Raw genomic sequence first — 17,071 nt, forward strand, 5'->3', positions numbered from 1 at the left:
GGGAAAATGGGCATCAGCCTTCACGATTGCTATACCTCGAATTCGGGGCCTGCGCTGATCAGCGGCACCCAGGCGCTGGTGCGTCTCCTGCTTGAGCAGGCAAGGATGGATCGTGAAGCCGGGCTCAACACCAGAGGGCTTGTGAGCGGGTATCCGGGCTCACCTCTCGGCGGTCTTGATCTTGAACTTGCGAGATCACGCCGCTACCTTGATGAAGAAGGCATTGTCTTTCAGCCTGCCGTCAACGAGGAACTGGCGGCAACCGCGCTCTGGGGCAGCCAGCATATCGGCCTTTACGATCACGGCCTTTATGATGGGGTTTTCGGGCTGTGGTATGGCAAGGGGCCTGGACTGGACCGATCCGTTGATGCGCTGCGCCACGCCAATCAGGGCGGAGTTGCGCCAAAAGGCGGGATGGTCATCGCCGTTGGAGATGATCCAACGGGGAAATCTTCAACACTGGCCTATCAGTCTGATCAGACATTTGTTGCCATGGGCATGCCCTATTTCTTCCCCCGCCGGGTTGAAGATATTATTCCGATGGGGCTCCAGGCATTTGCACTTTCAAGACATGCGGGTACATGCATCGGCCTCAAGATCGTGATCGATACGGCTGATGCCAATGTGGTGCTGGATATGGGTTCAATTCGCCCGGTGATAAGTACGCCGGAAGATGCCGGACCTGTTCATGTCGGCCGCCATGATCCGGCTATCCGGCGTGAAGAACGGCTTCATGAAGCCCGTCTGCCGGCCGTACTCAACTGGCAGAAGAAAAATCCGGTCAATATTCCGATCACCTCTTTGCCGGATCGTGGCAAACTCGGGATTGTTGCTGTCGGCAAAGCGGTGACCGAAACCCGGGAAGCTTTGCATATGCTCGGGCTTGACGATCCATCCGAAAAGGGGATCGGTGTCCTGTCCGTCGCCATGCCCTGGCCGGTTGAACCTGCCGCCATGCTTGATTTTGTCCGGCGGTTTGACGAGATTCTCGTGATCGAGGAAAAACGCAGCCTTCTTGAAGATCAACTCGCCCATCTGCTGATCAATCAGTCCAGCCGGCCGAAACTTTCAGGCAAGACTTCCCCTGATGGGGAGGCGCTTATCCCCGCCTATGGAGAGCTCAGCCTTGAAGGGGTGGCGGGCACCATATTCAAACGGGCTGAAGCCCACAATATCAGCCTTCAGCCTGTTGAGGCTGCCGCCGAGTTTGGCAATCTGCCGCATGTGGCATCAAGAACACCCTATTACTGTGCGGGCTGTCCCCATAATTCGAGCACGAAACTCCCGGGTGGTGCGGTCACGGGCATGGGGATAGGTTGCCATTCCATCAGTGGATTCCTCACCCCTGACACGATTACGAATTTTACCCAGATGGGAGGTGAAGGGGCGTTCTGGATTGGCCGGGCGCCGTTTTCCGATCTCGATCACACCTTTCAGAATCTCGGTGATGGCACCTATACCCATTCCGGCTATCTCGCGATACGTGCCGCCATTGGCGCTGGCGTCAACATGACTTTCAAGATCCTCTATAACGATGCCGTGGCTATGACAGGCGGGCAGAACGCGCAAGGCGGGTCAAGCCCCGATGAAATCGCCCGCCAGATCACCGCCGAAGGGGCCGTCGCGGTCGTGGTGGTAAGCGATGATCCGGAGGCGATTAAAAAGACAGGCAACTGGCCTTCCGGAACCGGGTTTCACCACCGGCGTGATATTGTGTCAGTGCAGGAAGATCTGGCCCGTATCAAAGGCGTGACCGGGCTGATCTATGTCCAGACCTGCGCGGCTGAACTTCGCCGCCGCCGCAAGCGTGGCCGCATTCCTGACCGCCCTGAGCGTCTTATCATCAACGAGGCTGTCTGTGAGGGATGCGGGGACTGCGCGGTCAAATCCAACTGTGTTGCCGTCAAGCCTGTCATTCACCCCGAAGGGATCAAGAAGCAGATCGATCAGACTGTCTGCAACATGGACTATTCCTGCCGTGAGGGTTTCTGCCCGAGTTTTGTCTCGGTCACCGGTGGTGGCGGTGCCGCTATCCCACATGTTTCACCTGATCTTCCCCCGGGGGATGATCTTCCCTCGCCGCCGCTTCCCGGGGAAGGGATACGCAACATCTTCCTTGCCGGCATTGGCGGTACCGGTGTTTCCACGCTTTCGGCCGTGCTGGTCATGGCTGGCCGCATTGAGGGGATTTCGGCCCAGGCGGTCAACCAGACAGGTCTTTCCCAGAAGAATGGCGGCGTGACAAGCCAGGTTAGAATGTCACGCCGCGAAAGGCTGGATGAGCGGATGGTTCGCCTGCCGGCGCGGTCAACCGATCTGCTGATCGGCTGTGATGCGGTTGTCGCCGCCGGAGATATGGTGCTGAAAAGCCTGCATCCGAAGCGCAGCCACGCGATTATCAGCGCCCGGATAGATCCCGTTGGGGTGGATGGAGTCGGGGCAGGCCATGTTGTTGATGACAGCCTGCTCCTCGCTCGTCTTGGGGCGGTGATGGATACAAGCAGGATCACCCATTTCGATACGGCAGGTTTGTGCGAACGTCTTCTTGGCCGGGCAACCAGCGCCAATGTCATGCTGCTCGGGGCGGCGTTGCAGGGTGGCTTTCTGCCCGTGAGTCCGGCCTCGCTTGAAGAGGCCCTGCGGCTGAACGGCGTTGAGATTGAATCGAACCTCAAGGCGCTTTCCTGGGGCCGCTGGCTGATGGTGGACCCGGAGCGCGTGCTCAAGGCCGCGGGCATGATCGGCGGGGCAGAAAAGCCACTGCTTGATCAGATGCCGGCCCCGGATGCCATTGCCTATTTTACCGATCAGCTGACGCGCTATCAGGACCAGAATTACGCAAGGCATTACCGCGAAATCATGCGCAAGATTCATGCCGACATCGACCGGATTACGCAGAAGGACGATCGCCTTGCCCGCAAGGCCGCGCGGGCAGTTTTCCGTGTCATGCATATCAAGGATGAATATGAAGTGGCGCGACTGATGACGTCGGTTGCGTTCACCCGCAGGTTGAAAGATGAGTTCGGATCATCAATTAAGGTGAATTATCATCTGGCGCCGCCACTGATGGGGTGGCTGCGGTATCGCGATGGAACACCGAGGAAAATACGCGTCGGCTCCTGGATGACAGGTGTCTTTCATGTTCTTGCACGGATGAAAGGCTTGCGGGGGACGAGGCTCGATCCCTTTGGCCTCACCAGAGAACGCCGCCGTGAGCGGGCCTTCCGTGAGCGGGTGATTTCCCTGATATCGGCGGCAGCTTCGTCACTGTCGCCGGGGCAGGCGACAAGGTTTGAAGAACTGCTTGAGATCGTGCTGACCGTCCGGGGATATGGTCATGTCAAACTGGCCACCATGGATGCCGCCGAACAGCAGCTTGATCAATGGAGCCGGAGCACGCATGCACCAACCGAGTCTCGTCGGGTATCGTAATTTTTTCATGTGCAGGAGTTAAGAATGATCTCACCCACGTTATATTTTTCCATCGCCGAATATGAGGCGAGGCTGGCGCGCACCAGATCTGCCATGGAAAAGCAGGGACTAAGCCTGCTGATCGTCAGTGACCCGTCGAATATGGCCTGGCTGACCGGGTATGACGGCTGGTCCTTCTACGTGCATCAATGTGTTCTGCTTGGTCTTGAGGGCGAGCCGTACTGGTTCGGGCGGGGGCAGGATGCGAACGGGGCACTCCGGACCTGTTTCATGAACCCGGACCGGATCATCGGGTATGAAGATCATTACGTTCAGTCCACCGAACGTCACCCGATGGATTATCTTGCCCGGATTCTTGAAGACCAGGGCCATGCCGCGGCCAAGATCGGGGTGGAAATGGATAATTACTGGTTCAGCGCGGCGGCATATCAGGCCTTGACGCGGCATCTGCCCAATGCCCGCTTTGCCGATGCCACGGGGCTGGTGAACTGGCAACGGGCGGTCAAGTCCGAGCAGGAACTCACCTATATGCGGCAAGCCGGACGCCTTGTCGGCAAGATGCATCAGCGCATCGCCGAAACCGTCGAGCCCGGGCTGAGGAAATGTGACCTGGTTGCCGAAATCTACGATGCCGGTCTCAGGTATGATGCAGATCTGGGCCATGGCGGGGATTATCCGGCGATTGTACCGCTTCTGCCTTCAGGCAGTGATGCCGCCGCCCCGCACCTGACCTGGGATGACCAGCCGATGAAACCCGGTGAGGGCACGTTCTTTGAAATTGCCGGCGTCATGCACCGCTATCACTGCCCGCTGTCGCGCACGGTGTTTCTGGGCAAGCCGCCAGCAGATATGCTTGAGGCGGAAAAAGCCGTTCTTGAAGGGATGGAGGCCGGACTTGAAGAAGCGCGTGCCGGGCGGCGATGCGCGGATATCGCCCGCGCGTTTTTCGGCACATTGCGGCGCTACGGGATTGAGAAGAACAACCGGGCAGGCTACCCGATCGGCCTTTCCTACCCACCGGATTGGGGCGAGCGCACCATGTCGATCCGCGATACCGATGAAAGCGTGCTTGAGCCCGGCATGACCTTTCATTTCATGACCGGTCTCTGGATGGAAAACTGGGGGCTTGAGATTACCGAAAGCATCGTCATCACCGATGGTGCACCGGAATGCCTGGCTGAAGTGCCGCGCCAGCTGCTGATAAAAGGATAGGTAAGATGAAACCAAGCCCGATTGCCGCGACCATTCCCTTTGATGAAGATGGCTGTCATCACGGATATCTGCGTCTGCCCCATAGCCGGGATGCATCTGCCTGGGGGAATCTGATGATACCGATCACCGTGATCCGAAACGGCGATGGACCGACAGCGTTATTCACCGGCGCTAATCATGGCGATGAATATCAGGGCCCGGTGGCGATACAGAATCTCGCCGCCAGTCTTGAGCCCGGCATGATCCATGGGCGCGTCATCCTGATCCCTTATATGAACTATCCGGCGTTTCGGGCAGGGCGACGGACATCGCCCATAGATGGCGGCAACATGAACCGGATTTTCCCCGGCGCGCCTGACGGCACGGTGACGGCGAAGATTGCCGACTATTTTGACCGGACACTCGTTCCCATGGCCGATATCGTGCTTGATTATCATTCCGGTGGCAAAACCCTCGATTTTATTCCCTTCGCGGCGTGCCACCGGCTTCCGGACAAGGACCTTGAGGCCAGATCCACCGAAGCCATGATGGCCTTTAATGCCCCATATTCCATGACCATGCTGGAGATCGACAATGTTGGCATGTACGACACGGCGGTGGAAGAGAAGGGCAAGGTCTTCGTGACAACCGAATTGAGTGGTGGCGGCACAATCACGGCGGAAACGGCACGAATTGCGATCAAAGGTGCCCGCAATCTTCTGATCCATGCGGGTATTCTGGAAGGCGAGCTTGTTGTCGAGAAAACCCGTATTCTTGATATGCCGGACGCGGAATGTTTTGCTTTCGCCGAAACAGAAGGGATGATCGAACCCATGGTTGATCTGGGCGAGCCTGTCAGAAAAGGTGAGCCGCTGGCCCGTATCTGGCCCCTGGACAGGACAGGCATCCAACCACAGATCATTACCGCCCGGCGTGACGGGATGCTGGCTGCCCGGCATTTTCCGGGGCTTGTTGAAATGGGAGATTGTCTTGCGGTGGTGGCGGTGACAGACGACGCCTAGGCAGATCGATCAGTCCACAAAAGCGCGCTCAACCACATATTCCCCCGGCGCGGAATTGGCGCCTTCGATGAAACCAAGGTCTTCAACAATGGCCTTGACGTCTTTCAGCATATTCATCGAGCCGCAGATCATGACCCGGTCTTCCTCCCGATTGAGGGCAGGCACGCCAAGATGCTCAAAAAGCTGGCCGTTTTCGATCAGCGTGGTAATGCGCCCCATGAGCGGGCTTTCCTCCCGCGTGGTCGTTGCCACCAGATGAAGCCGGTCGCGCGCCATTTCCCCGACGAGAGGATCATTGACCATATCGGCGACGGTCCTGATCGAATAGGCAAGTTCGGCTTTGCTGCGGCAGGTATGGGTGACAAAAATCTGATCAAATTTTTCGTAGGTTTCCGGGTCGCGGATCAGCGAAGCGAAGGGCGCAAACCCTGTACCGGTTGAGATCATCCAGAGCCGCCTGCCAGGCAGAAGGGCATCCAGAACAAGTGTGCCGGTAGGTTTCTTCCGCATCCAGACAATATCATTTTTCTGGATTTTCTGCAGATGTTCGGTCAGCGGTCCGCCGGGAACTTTGATGGAATAGAATTCCACGGTCTCATCCCAGGACGGACTGGCCACCGAATAGGCGCGCCAGACAGGTTTGTCTTCCGCGGTCCGGGGCGGCAGGCCGATCATGACAAACTCGCCTGAACGGAACCGGAACGATGCCGGGCGCGTCAGACGAAACCGGAAAAGCCGATCGGTATAGTGTTCAACCTCGGTGACCGTTTCGGCAAAAACGCCATCAGGAACAGGGGTGTCAAATGGGGGCATGATTGTCCGCGCTGGTAAAATTACGTAAATCAGGTACCCTTTATGTAATGGAAGACAACGCTGATCGCAACCAGCCATATCGAAAAGGGTAAGTCATTTCCCCTCAAGATGATGTGGCGGAAAATTCTACCTCGGAGACGATGATGACCGAAAAACCCATTCTGCTAGAGGCCATGGATCAAGGTGTTGCAACTCTGACACTGAACCGCCCGGCGGCACGGAACAGCCTTTCGCTTGCCATGATCGCCGCACTCCATGAAGCCATTGACCGGCTTGGCGATGCCCCTTCGGTCCGGGTGATCGTGATTCGGGCCGAAGGCCCGGCCTTTTGCGCAGGCCATGACCTCAAGGAAATGTCCGCGGCCCGGGCGAGCGATGATCGGGGGCAGGCCTTTTTCACCAAAACCATGGATTCCTGCGCCGCCATGATGCAGGCGATTGTCCATTGCCCCAAGCCCGTGATTGCCGGTGTCAAGGGAATTGCCACGGCGGCGGGGTGCCAGCTGGTGGCCACCTGTGATCTGGCAATTGCAGGCGAGGAGGCAGGTTTCGCAACCCCCGGGGTCAATATCGGGCTTTTCTGTTCAACGCCGATGGTCGCGGTTTCACGAAATATGCCCAAGAAAAGGGTGATGGAAATGCTGCTTGGCGGAGAGATGATTGATGCGGCGACGGCCGCGCAATGGGGGCTGATCAACAGGGTTGTGCTGACAGAAGAACTTGATGATACGGTGATGGAACTGGCCTTGTCCATCGCGGGAAAATCCGCAGCAACGCTCCGGATTGGCAAGGAAGCCTTCTACCGTCAGGCGGAAATGCCGCTGGAGGAAGCCTATCGCTACACCGCCCGGGTGATGGTTGAGAATATGCTCGAACGTGACGCCGAAGAAGGCATCAATGCCTTTATCGAAAAACGTGTGCCAAACTGGGAAGATCCGATAAGACGGGCTTCTGGCAATGCCGCCGAATAGGTGATGGGCTTGCACGGTCAACATCATGGCACGTGCCGGAAAACCACGTTGCCATCTTCAGGACAATCCCATGATAGCACCGTATGTTTCAGGGCGCCGGTCCCTGAAAAGGCCCCAGGCGGCGCGTTCCCTGCGCATGGCAGCAAAGTCAAAATCAGCAACCGCCACCACATCTTCCCGGCCCTCGCAGCCAGCCACAACAAGGCCGGTGCCATCGGCGATGAAGGATTGGCCATACCACTCCATGGTTGTGCCGGCGACCTCTTCTGTGCCAATTCGGTTGCTGGCGGCAAGTGCCACCATATTCGCGGCGGCATGGCCCTGCATTGCCCGCTGCCAATGACCGGATGAGTTATAACCCGGGCTTCGCGGCTCACTGCCGATCGCCGTTGGATAGAGAAGCAGATCCGCCCCCATGATGGCCATGGATCTGGCGGCCTCCGGGAACCATTGATCCCAGCAGATGCCAACCCCGATGCGTCCGAAGGCCGTATCCCAGACACGAAAGCCGAGATCGCCAGGGCTGAAGAAAAACTTTTCTTCATATCCCGGCCCCTGGGGGATGTGGGTTTTGCGGTAAATACCCATTTCTTCCCCGTCGGCATCGATCATCATCACCGAATTGAAATAGGCGTTGTTTGATTTCTCGAAAAAACTGATCGGGCAGACGACGCCAAGTTCCTTTGCCAGTGAGGCAAATCGGCCGAGGAAAGGATGCCCCCGGGCTTCATGGGCGTAGTCAAAATAACGCGGGTCCTGATCAGGGCAGAAATACACATTGGCGAAAAGCTCCTGCAGAAGAATGATCTCCCCCCCTTCTGCGGCGGCTTTGCGAACCATGGCTTCCGCCTTGTCTAGGTTTGCCGCCTGATCCCAGGAGCAGGTCATCTGCGTGATTGCAACCCTTGTCATTATGCGTCTTTCATCCCTTTGAGGAGGTTAACCGTATTCACGCCGACTTCGCTGACGGCATAGCCGCCTTCCATCACCACCTGCATGGGCAGACCGAGGCTGGCAATGCGGCGCCCCATATCGATATAATCATTCGAGGTAAGTTTGAAGAAACTGATCGGGTCGCCTTCGAATGTATCTGCCCCGAAGGAAACGATCAGGGCATCAGGGGCAAAGCCGGCGATCCTGGCAAGGGCATCATCGAGCGCTTCGGACCAGACGGCATAGGGTGTGCCTGGCGCCATCGGGTAGTTTCTGTTGAACCCGTCGCCCGGGCCTTTTCCTGTTTCGTTTTCATGACCGAGGAAATACGGGAAGGCTTCAAATGGATCTCCATGCAGCGACAGGAAGAACACGTCCGGGCGGTCATAAAAAATAGCCTGCGTGCCATTGCCATGATGGAAATCGACATCCAGGATGGCGACTTTTGCCGCGCCTTCATCACGCATATGCTGGGCTGCAATGGCTGCATTGTTGAAAAAGCAATAGCCTCCATATTGATCTTTTGAGGCGTGATGCCCTGGCGGACGGCAGAGCGAGAAAATGGATCTGGTCTCCCCGCGACTTATTCTGGATGCGCCGGTCAGCGCAACCTGTGCTGAAGCATAGGCCGCTTCGGCGGTACCAGCGGAAATGGAGGTTTCACTGGCCAGGGTGTAATAGCCTATCTTGCCATCGATGAATGATGGAATATGCGGCGATGGCATGGAGCGAGAAGGCCAGGACGTGGCGATTGCCTCGCCCTTGAACCCGGCCTCGAGCCATTCCTGCCAGCAGGTTTCGATGAAGTTTACAAATCCCTCGTCATGGATGGCGGTGATTGGCGCCCGGCCGAAATCTTCCGGTTCTTCTATTTTCCCAAGACCTGTTTCCTTGAGCGCATCAAGGATGAAATCCATGCGCTCCGGGCATTCAAAAGGGGGCAGTAATTCGCCACCGTAAAGTTCTGTTGTTGATGCTCGAAGACGATGTTTTTCCGTGTAGATGGTATCCATTAAGAAATCCTCCTTAGTTCATTTCAGTCTTCAAGTCCGGCAATCTCGCGCCGGAAGCATGGCTCATCACCCGGAGGCGTTTCATCCAGTTCCATGGCGTAGCGGTGCCCGGCATAGGTGGCCCAGGCAATCGGGGCGGGCGAGGCGGCATCCCCGATCAGCTGGATTGACCTGATACCGGCACTTTCCCATTCCGCGTCTCGTCGCCTGAGGTCCTGCCATAGTCCGTCATTGCCGTCACGGGCCGTCACCAGCACCGCTGCATCGGCGGCGATGGGCTCTTCACGGCCGGAATAACTGCACGCCGTCACGATATGATCCCCGGCAATGGCATTGACCCGCCGTGACGTCACGCAAGCAATTTCCATTTCGATCAGGCGGCGCTGGATAAAACCCTGCTCAAGGGTATTTGCCGTCCATTCCGACACACAGTTTGCCGGCGTTACCAGGGTGACGGTGGATCCCATTTGGCGGAGCAGTTCCGCCATCACTCCGCCCATGTAGTAGTGATCATCATCATAGATCACCACATGGCCTGCGGGCATCCTGCCTTCCATGATGTCATCAGGGGTGAAGACCGGCATCTCGGGGCTGATCGGGATCGGCCTGAGATGGGCCCGGGCGGTGCCGTCGCGCCGCCAGGTTGATCCGGTGGCAATGCAGACATGTTCAAAGCCGAAGGACAGCACATCATCGGCGCCAAGCTGGCTTTCGCGGTAGATCGACACATTGGCAAGAGGCTCGATCTGCCCGAGCCGGTAATCCATCACCCGCCCCCAGGCGGAAAGATTTGGCAGCAGGCGTTCCTTTGCCACCCTGCCACCAAGCTCGCGCGTTGCCTCGGCCAACGCCACCTCATATCCACGTCCGCCAAGAATGCGAGCCGCTTCAAGCCCGGCCGGACCTGAGCCGATCACCAGCACGGACTGGCTGTCGCCTTTCGCGGGTTTGTTTTCCGGGTGCCAGCCCTTGCGCCATTCTTCCATGAATGTCGGATTCTGGGTGCAGCGTGAGATCGACATTGTCATGTCGCCGGTCACGCATATATTGCAGCCGATGCACTCCCGGATATCTTCAATCCGGTTCGCCTTGACCTTGTTGGGCAGGAACGGGTCGGCGATGGATGGGCGGGCTGCGCCGATGAAATCGAGAATACCGGCGTTGATCTGCCGGACCATCGCATCCGGTGAAGTGAAGCGCCCGACCCCGACAACCGGCCGCGATGTCAGCGCCTTGATGCCGCGGATCAACTCTTCCTGGGCCCCTTCATCCTTGAAGCGGGACGTGCCCGAACAGTCTTCCCAGGTGCCATGGGCAAGATCCCAGAGATCCGGCACCTCCCCGTTCATTTCAATACAGTCGCGAAGCTCGCTGTTGGAAAAGCTCAGCTCATCGAAGGCCTCATCCAGTGAAAGCCTGATGGTAATCCCCATCGTATCGCCCACCGCATCACGGATATCGGCCACCACTTCACGCATAAAGCGGCTCCGGTTTTCAAGACTGCCACCATATTCATCGTCGCGCTTGTTGGTGGTGCGCGAAAGAAAATGCTGGATAATACCAAAGCCATGCGCCCCATAAAGGCAGATCAGATCATAGCCGCAATCACGGGCCCGCCGGGCCGCGTTGACATACCAGCGGCGGACATCCCTTATCTCCTCTTTTTCAAGACTGCGAGCGCTCACCGGGTCCGAAGTGAAGGTGAGGATCGGCCCGCCGGTGGCCGCAAGAGGCACTTCCTTGCTATAGAGATTGGGGCCATTGATCCCGGAATAGGCCAGTTCAATTCCAGCCAGCGCATCATGGCTTTTGATCGCCTCGGCCATTCGGGCCAGCATGGGCATATCCTTGTCTTCCCAGAGACGCAGTTCGATGAAGGGCGTGATCTCGCTTGTCTGGTGGATCTCCACCTGTTCGGTGAAGACCACGCCCCAGCCGCCTTCAGCCTTGACGCGGCGCATCTCCGCCACCGCAGAAGGGTCACGATAACCGCCGCCATTGCAATGCGGCACCTGATAGAATCTGTTTTTGGCGGTGACCGGTCCGATGGCCATGGGCTCAAACAAAATGTCATAGCGGCTGCTGGTGGTTGAAGTCATATCATCGGGCATGGTGATCCTCTTTCGGTTCGGCAGGGCTAGGGGCGGAAACCTGCTGCAATACGTTCAAGCGGTGGAGTCCAGGGTATCAGCGCTTCCAGCATCTCGCCAATGTTCAGGACAAGATTGTCGGCAAATCGGTGGCCGATGATCTGAATAGCTGTCGGCAGGCCATTGGCGGTCAGACCAGATGGCACGGAAAGCGCCGGGCATTGACCGATGGAGTTAAAGAGACAGGTCATGTCAAGACCCTTGAGCCTCCCATCCGGCCCCAGATGCGTGTAGTCGCTTTCGCTGGCGTCAAGCGGCGGGGCGGGCAGCGCCATGGTCGGGCAGAGCAACGCATCATACCCGGCCATGGCTTTCACGAAACCGTGCCACTGGCGGGTGCGTACCTCGTCAATGCGCCGGAAAGTGACCGCAGGCATGGCACGGCCACGATCAACAAGCGCCAGAAATTCAGGGTCCATCCGGTCACGATGTTCATCCAGAAGATCATCGACGGCCGCTGCCAGATAGACACACCAGTAGTCATACCAGGCATCGACCATCGACGCGGACCAGCCGAGATCGACATGTTCAACCCTGACCCCTGCCCGGGCCAGCGCATCCACGGCCCTGGCAAAATTTGCGGCAACTTCAGCATCGACGTCAAACATCCCGAGATCCGGAGAGACGGCAAGCTTTAACCGGGAAGGGTCGAGCTGCCGCTGTTCAAATCCGGCAAGGTCAGGCTGGCTCAGAATATCGCGATCATCGGGGCCTGCGGTTACGTCCATGAAGAGGCGGATATCGGCGATGGACCGCGCAAGCGGGCCGAAATGAGAGATCGTATCAAAGACGGTTGGCAGAATATCCATGGGTATCCGCCCAAGGCTGGGTTTTAAGCCGGCAACGCCGCAGAGTGCGGCCGGGATACGTACCGAGCCGCCCATGTCGGTGCCTTCGGCAATCGGCACGCAGCCCGTGGCCACCGCCACCGCCGCCCCGCCCGAAGAGCCGCCGCAGGTGCGTTCCCGATCAAACGGATTGCGCGTATGCCCGAAAAGAGGGGAGCGGGTGAAGCTTGAATGGGCAAATTCCGGGGTGGTGGTGCGGGCAACGATAATCGCCCCTGCCTGTTCCAGCCGATCCACGAGGATCGGATTTTCATCCTCAATCTGACCTGTGAGAGCAGCAGAACCCCGGGTTGTAAGCCTGCCCTTGAGCGGGGTGAATTCCTTGATCGCCACAGGCACGCCTTCAAGGCGGCGGCGGGGCTGGCCGGCGTTCAGACGTGCGGTCACCTCTCTTGATTTCGCCATCGCCTCTTCTGTGTAAATGGCGGTAAAGGGATTAAGGCTTTCCTGAACACGCTGGCAGCGCCCGAGGCATTCTTCCATCACGCTTTCCGCGCTGATGCGGCCATCGGCAATGCCGCCGGCAATGGCGGCAGCTGAAAAAGGGAGAGGTGCTGTGTCTTTCATCAATCGAAAGATCCCGGTGATACGGTTTCATGCATCACCGGGTTTGAGACGTTATTTTTTCAGCTGTGTCCAGATCGCGTCATAGAGCGCCTGGGTCTGCTGGTCACACACTTCGACAAAAACACCAGCCGGCGCATCCGCTGGCGGGTTGTTTTCACGTGCGGTGGCAAGTTCAGGGTCGAGGAATGGCCCCACACCTTTGACGCCAGCGGCATAGCGGGCGTAATTGGTGACAGCGGCAGCGTTTTCAGGTTCAAGCAGGAAATCCATGAACTTGATTGCCGCCGCCCGGTTCGGCGCATCCTTGAGCAGTACGACATTATCCATCCAGACGATATAGCCCTCTTTCGGATAGGCGTATTTAAGGGAAGCTTTTTCCGCGCGGGCTTTGGCGCCGAAGCCGTTCCATATCATGCCGGCGCTGGCATCGCCGGAGACGAGCACATCCTTGGCGCCATCGGAATTGAACGATGCCCAATCCACCTTTGCTTTTTCAAGCATGGCGCTGAGCGCCTTGAGCTGGGACTTGTCGGTGCTGCACTGCGGGATACCCATATGGATCGATGCAAAAGTGATCGTCTCCCCGGCGGTATCAAGGACGTTGATCTTGCCCTTGAGTTCAGCTGGCGGGTTGAAGATGATATCGGTGGTATCGATATTGCCGCCATAGATATTGGTGTCGACGGAAAAGCTGGTTGATCCCCACTGATACGGGATTGAGTGCTTGCGGCCCTGATCGAAATCCACGTTCTTCCAGTTGGGTTCGATATTGTCGAAATGCTTCAACTCCGACGGGGCGAATGTATCCAGCATGCCTTCGTTGATCATGATCTTGACCATGTAATCACCTGGCACGGCGACATCGTAACTGCCCATCCCGCCGGCTTTCAGGTTGGATAACATGGCTTCGTTGGAATCATAGGTATCCATTACCACTTCGATGCCGGTTTCAGCCGTGAACTTGTTCAGCAACTCCTGGGGAATGTATTCAAACCAGTGATAGACCGAAAGTTTTTCAGCGGCGGCAGGTGCCGCGATGGCGGTCAGCGCAACCGCAGCAATCAATGATGTAAATCTGCGCATTCGTTCCTCCTTTGCGATAATCCATTATCTGGATTTCTATGAACTTTCATAAACTCTAGTTTATTCATCAATCAGCACAAACAGATTTTTATCTAAGCATAGGTTAGCCTATTTCTCACGGCCGATCCGGCTGATCAGATAGGACACCGATACCAACAGAAAAGATACAAGCAGCATGAGTGTCGAAATCGCCATGATATTTGGCTTGATGCCCTGTTTCACGGCCCCGAAAATAGCTGTCGGCAGGGTTTCCACCCCGGCCCCTTTGACAAAATTCGTGATGATGAAATCGTCAAGCGAGATGATAAAGGCCAAAAGGAAGCCGGAAAGAATGCCCGGCACCATCAGCGGCAGCAGTATCAGCCTGAAGGTCTCAGCCGGGGTGGCATAGAGATCCCGCGCCGCCTGTTCGTAGATGCTTGTGATCCCCTGAAGCCTGGCGGCAATCGGCAAATAGGCAAACGGGATACAGAAAACTATATGCGCCAGCAGAATGCTCAGCACCCCGCGATCGAAACCGATCGCCGAAAAGAAGATCAGCGTTGCCACGGCGGTGACAATCTCCGGCACCATCAGCGGCAGATTAATGAGGCCAAAGGTCAGCGCCTTACCCCTGAAAACCCGCCCCCTGACCATGGCCAGCGCTGCCATCGTGGCAATGATTGTTGAGATGATGGCCGCCATCACGGCGATGATGAGCGAGTTTACCGTTGCTTTTTTAAACTTGCCAGCCTCCAGCCCGAAGAAGACGTCTTCATACCAGACAAGGCTGAAGCCGCCCCAGATGGTAATCGATGGTGAGTTGTTGAAGGAATAAATCATCACGATAATCAGCGGCGCATAGAGGATGATCAGGCAGGCGAGGGTGATCTCTCGGAAGCCGGGATAAAAGCGAACGGATTTGCCCTTTCTCTCCATGTCAGCTCCTGCCCTGATTGCTTTGCGTCTGCTGGCGGGCATAGAACAGCAGGATGATCATGATGATTGTCAGCAGGATCATTGAGACCGCCGCGCCAAACGGCCAGTCTCCGGCCTGGCCCTTGAATTGCTCCTCGACGAGCGAGCCGATCATGAAGTTCTTTGCACCGCCCAGAAGATCCGGTGCCAGAAAGGCGCCAAGAGACGGGATGAAGACAAGGATGCAGCCAGCAACAATGCCGGGCCTGACCGAGGGGATCACCACCTTGAACAAGGTCGTCCAGCGCCCGGTATAGAGATCAGCCGCCGCTTCGGAGAGAACGAAATTATACCGTTCGATTGACGCATAGACAGGCAGCACCATGAACGGCAGATAGGAATAAAAAAGCCCAAGCTGGATGGCGAAAGCGGTATTGATCATGCGGATGGGATCATCGATAAGACCAAGGGCCACCAGCCATTCATTGATGGGGCCGGTATCGCGGATGAGGAATTTCATCGAGACCGTGCGGATGAGCAGATTAACCCAGTAGGGAATCGTTACCAGAAAAAGCAGCATGGAGCGCAGTTGCGGTGGCTGGGTGGCGATAAAATAGGCAGTCGGGAAACCGATCAAGAGGCAGAAGATCATGGCAAAGAGCGCCTGCAGGAAGGATCGCCAGAAGATCAGGATATAGGTCCACTCGATCGTCGGCGGCTCATCACCGAAAAGCCCCCGGTCAAGAAAGAACTGGTCATAGGCATCAAGGGTGAATTCCCAGATGACGCCGCCACGGAAATCCTGCGTCAGGAAGGAATAGACCAGCATGATCAGCACAGGAACAACCAGCAGCAACCCGATCACCAGCCAGGCCGGGAACAGAAGCGCCTTCTGGCGGCCGTCGACAATCGAGCCTTCGGCCTTTGTCGATTGCTGATTGGAAATCATCCCCGCCATTATTTTGCCAGAACCCTGATGGAACTGTCGGGGAAATCAACATGCACGGCATCCCCTACCTTTAGTTCAGCCGTATCACCTGATACATTCTGTATCCGTGCCAGCACAGGCTGGCCCTTGTCCAGCGCGATATGATACTGGGTGTCGGTGCCAAGATAAGACATATCCTCAATCCTGCCGCGTGACCCGCTTGAGGGGGTTTTGCCTCTTGCCGGCCGGATGCTGATCTGTTCCGGGCGGATCATGAAAGACACGTCTTCCGGCCCGGCAATCTTGCGGCCGAGATCAATTTTCTTTTCCTTCCAGCCATTGAACATCAGCCTGGCCGTGGTGCCGCGCCCTGGCTCGGCCACCGCGTCGATGATATTGGCTTCACCGATGAAATTGGCGACAAAGTTATTCACCGGGTTGTTGTAGATATCCTGCGGCGTGCCGATCTGCTGAACCTTGCCGTTGCTCATCACCGCGATGCGGTCGGACATGGCCAGCGCTTCTTCCTGATCATGGGTGACAAAGACGAAGGTGATGCCGGTCTGCTTCTGAATGGCCTTGAGCTCTTCCCGCATTGCCTGCCTCAGTTTGAGATCAAGTGCCGAAAGCGGCTCATCGAGAAGCAGCACCTTCGGGGCTGGTGCCAGCGCCCGGGCCAGCGCAACCCGTTGCTGCTGCCCGCCGGAAAGTTCGTGCGGCCGGCGGTCAGCGAAGTCCACCATCCGGATCAGCTCAAGCATGGCCCGGGCACGCGAGATGATCTCATCACTGGTCTGGCCCAACCGCTTGAGGCCAAAGGCGACGTTTTCATAAACGCTGAGATGGGGGAAAAGGGCATATTGCTGAAAGACAGTATTGACGGGCCGCTGGTGCGGGGCAAGGGTGCTGATGTCATCTCCATAGAGAAGCACCTGGCCTTTGGTGATATCCTCAAACCCGGCGATGATTCGCAAAAGAGTTGTCTTGCCGCATCCCGATGGCCCGAGTAGGGTGAAGAATTCACTGTCGCGTATGTCGAAACTTACCGCGTCCAGTGCGGTGACTGGCTGGTGCCGGTGCGGGTATATTTTGGAAACCGATACGATATCAACCGCTGTTCTGGACACTATCCCTTCCCCCGCTGCACCTTTATTCATGCTCTATCTTTGCATATTCAATCCATAGCACAAGATGGAAGGCATCATCAAATATCGTCTTTTTTG

The 17,071-nt window shown here is 57.0% G+C and carries 13 protein-coding genes; 4 read left to right on the forward strand and 9 right to left on the reverse strand.

All coding sequences use genetic code 11. The annotated features are described in order from the left end of the window. Window positions 1-6 precede the first annotated feature (6 nt). From AB8880_00360 to doeB, 3 genes are read left to right on the forward strand one after another with little or no spacing between them, the layout of a single operon-like run. Window positions 7-3,432, forward strand: a complete 3,426-nt coding sequence (locus AB8880_00360; GenBank protein XDZ65881.1) for an indolepyruvate ferredoxin oxidoreductase family protein — start codon at window positions 7-9, stop codon at window positions 3,430-3,432. Between the two features lie 24 nt (window positions 3,433-3,456). Further along, a complete protein-coding gene (doeA, locus tag AB8880_00365) occupies window positions 3,457-4,644 on the forward strand; it encodes an ectoine hydrolase DoeA (protein XDZ65882.1) in 1,188 nt (395 codons plus the stop codon). 5 nt (window positions 4,645-4,649) lie between these two features. Continuing rightward, window positions 4,650-5,645, forward strand: a complete 996-nt coding sequence (doeB, locus tag AB8880_00370; GenBank protein ID XDZ65883.1) for a N(2)-acetyl-L-2,4-diaminobutanoate deacetylase DoeB — start codon at window positions 4,650-4,652, stop codon at window positions 5,643-5,645. 9 nt (window positions 5,646-5,654) lie between these two features. On the opposite strand, the gene AB8880_00375 is transcribed toward doeB, so the two are convergent. Beyond that, a complete protein-coding gene (locus AB8880_00375) occupies window positions 5,655-6,458 on the reverse strand; it encodes a ferredoxin--NADP reductase (GenBank protein XDZ65884.1) in 804 nt (267 codons plus the stop codon). A gap of 143 nt (window positions 6,459-6,601) precedes the next feature. On the opposite strand from AB8880_00375, the gene AB8880_00380 reads away from it, so the two are divergent. Beyond that, a complete protein-coding gene (locus AB8880_00380; protein ID XDZ65885.1) occupies window positions 6,602-7,429 on the forward strand; it encodes an enoyl-CoA hydratase in 828 nt (275 codons plus the stop codon). Between the two features lie 57 nt (window positions 7,430-7,486). Here the strand turns inward: AB8880_00380 and aguB are convergent, their stop codons facing one another. The 8 genes from aguB to AB8880_00420 all read right to left on the reverse strand — a co-directional run bounded on the left by aguB (window position 7,487) and on the right by AB8880_00420 (window position 17,005). Further along, window positions 7,487-8,341 carry an N-carbamoylputrescine amidase gene (aguB, locus tag AB8880_00385; GenBank protein XDZ65886.1) on the reverse strand — a complete coding sequence of 285 codons (855 nt, stop codon included), beginning with the start codon at window positions 8,339-8,341 and terminating at the stop codon, window positions 7,487-7,489. After that, window positions 8,341-9,375, reverse strand: a complete 1,035-nt coding sequence (locus AB8880_00390) for a histone deacetylase family protein (protein ID XDZ65887.1) — start codon at window positions 9,373-9,375, stop codon at window positions 8,341-8,343. The genes aguB and AB8880_00390 overlap by 1 nt, the downstream gene beginning before the upstream one ends. 23 nt (window positions 9,376-9,398) lie before the next feature. Beyond that, the gene (locus tag AB8880_00395; protein XDZ65888.1) at window positions 9,399-11,486 is read right to left on the reverse strand and encodes an FAD-dependent oxidoreductase; all 2,088 of its coding nucleotides are present in this window, start codon (window positions 11,484-11,486) and stop codon (window positions 9,399-9,401) included. Between the two features lie 26 nt (window positions 11,487-11,512). Next, the gene (locus AB8880_00400) at window positions 11,513-12,940 is read right to left on the reverse strand and encodes an amidase (GenBank protein ID XDZ65889.1); all 1,428 of its coding nucleotides are present in this window, start codon (window positions 12,938-12,940) and stop codon (window positions 11,513-11,515) included. Window positions 12,941-12,991: 51 nt separating this feature from the next. Continuing rightward, the gene (locus AB8880_00405) at window positions 12,992-14,023 is read right to left on the reverse strand and encodes an extracellular solute-binding protein (GenBank protein XDZ65890.1); all 1,032 of its coding nucleotides are present in this window, start codon (window positions 14,021-14,023) and stop codon (window positions 12,992-12,994) included. A gap of 108 nt (window positions 14,024-14,131) precedes the next feature. Next, window positions 14,132-14,941 carry an ABC transporter permease gene (locus tag AB8880_00410; GenBank protein XDZ65891.1) on the reverse strand — a complete coding sequence of 270 codons (810 nt, stop codon included), beginning with the start codon at window positions 14,939-14,941 and terminating at the stop codon, window positions 14,132-14,134. A gap of 1 nt (window position 14,942) precedes the next feature. After that, window positions 14,943-15,878 (reverse strand): ABC transporter permease, encoded by a 936-nt coding sequence (locus AB8880_00415; GenBank protein XDZ65892.1) that lies wholly within the window; start codon window positions 15,876-15,878, stop codon window positions 14,943-14,945. Continuing rightward, window positions 15,878-17,005, reverse strand: a complete 1,128-nt coding sequence (locus AB8880_00420; protein XDZ65893.1) for an ABC transporter ATP-binding protein — start codon at window positions 17,003-17,005, stop codon at window positions 15,878-15,880. Before AB8880_00420 ends, AB8880_00415 begins: the two co-directional genes overlap by 1 nt. Window positions 17,006-17,071: the final 66 nt, after the last annotated feature.

The organism is Alphaproteobacteria bacterium LSUCC0684, assembly GCA_041228335.1.
In the GTDB taxonomy this organism is placed as follows: domain Bacteria; phylum Pseudomonadota; class Alphaproteobacteria; order Puniceispirillales; family UBA1172.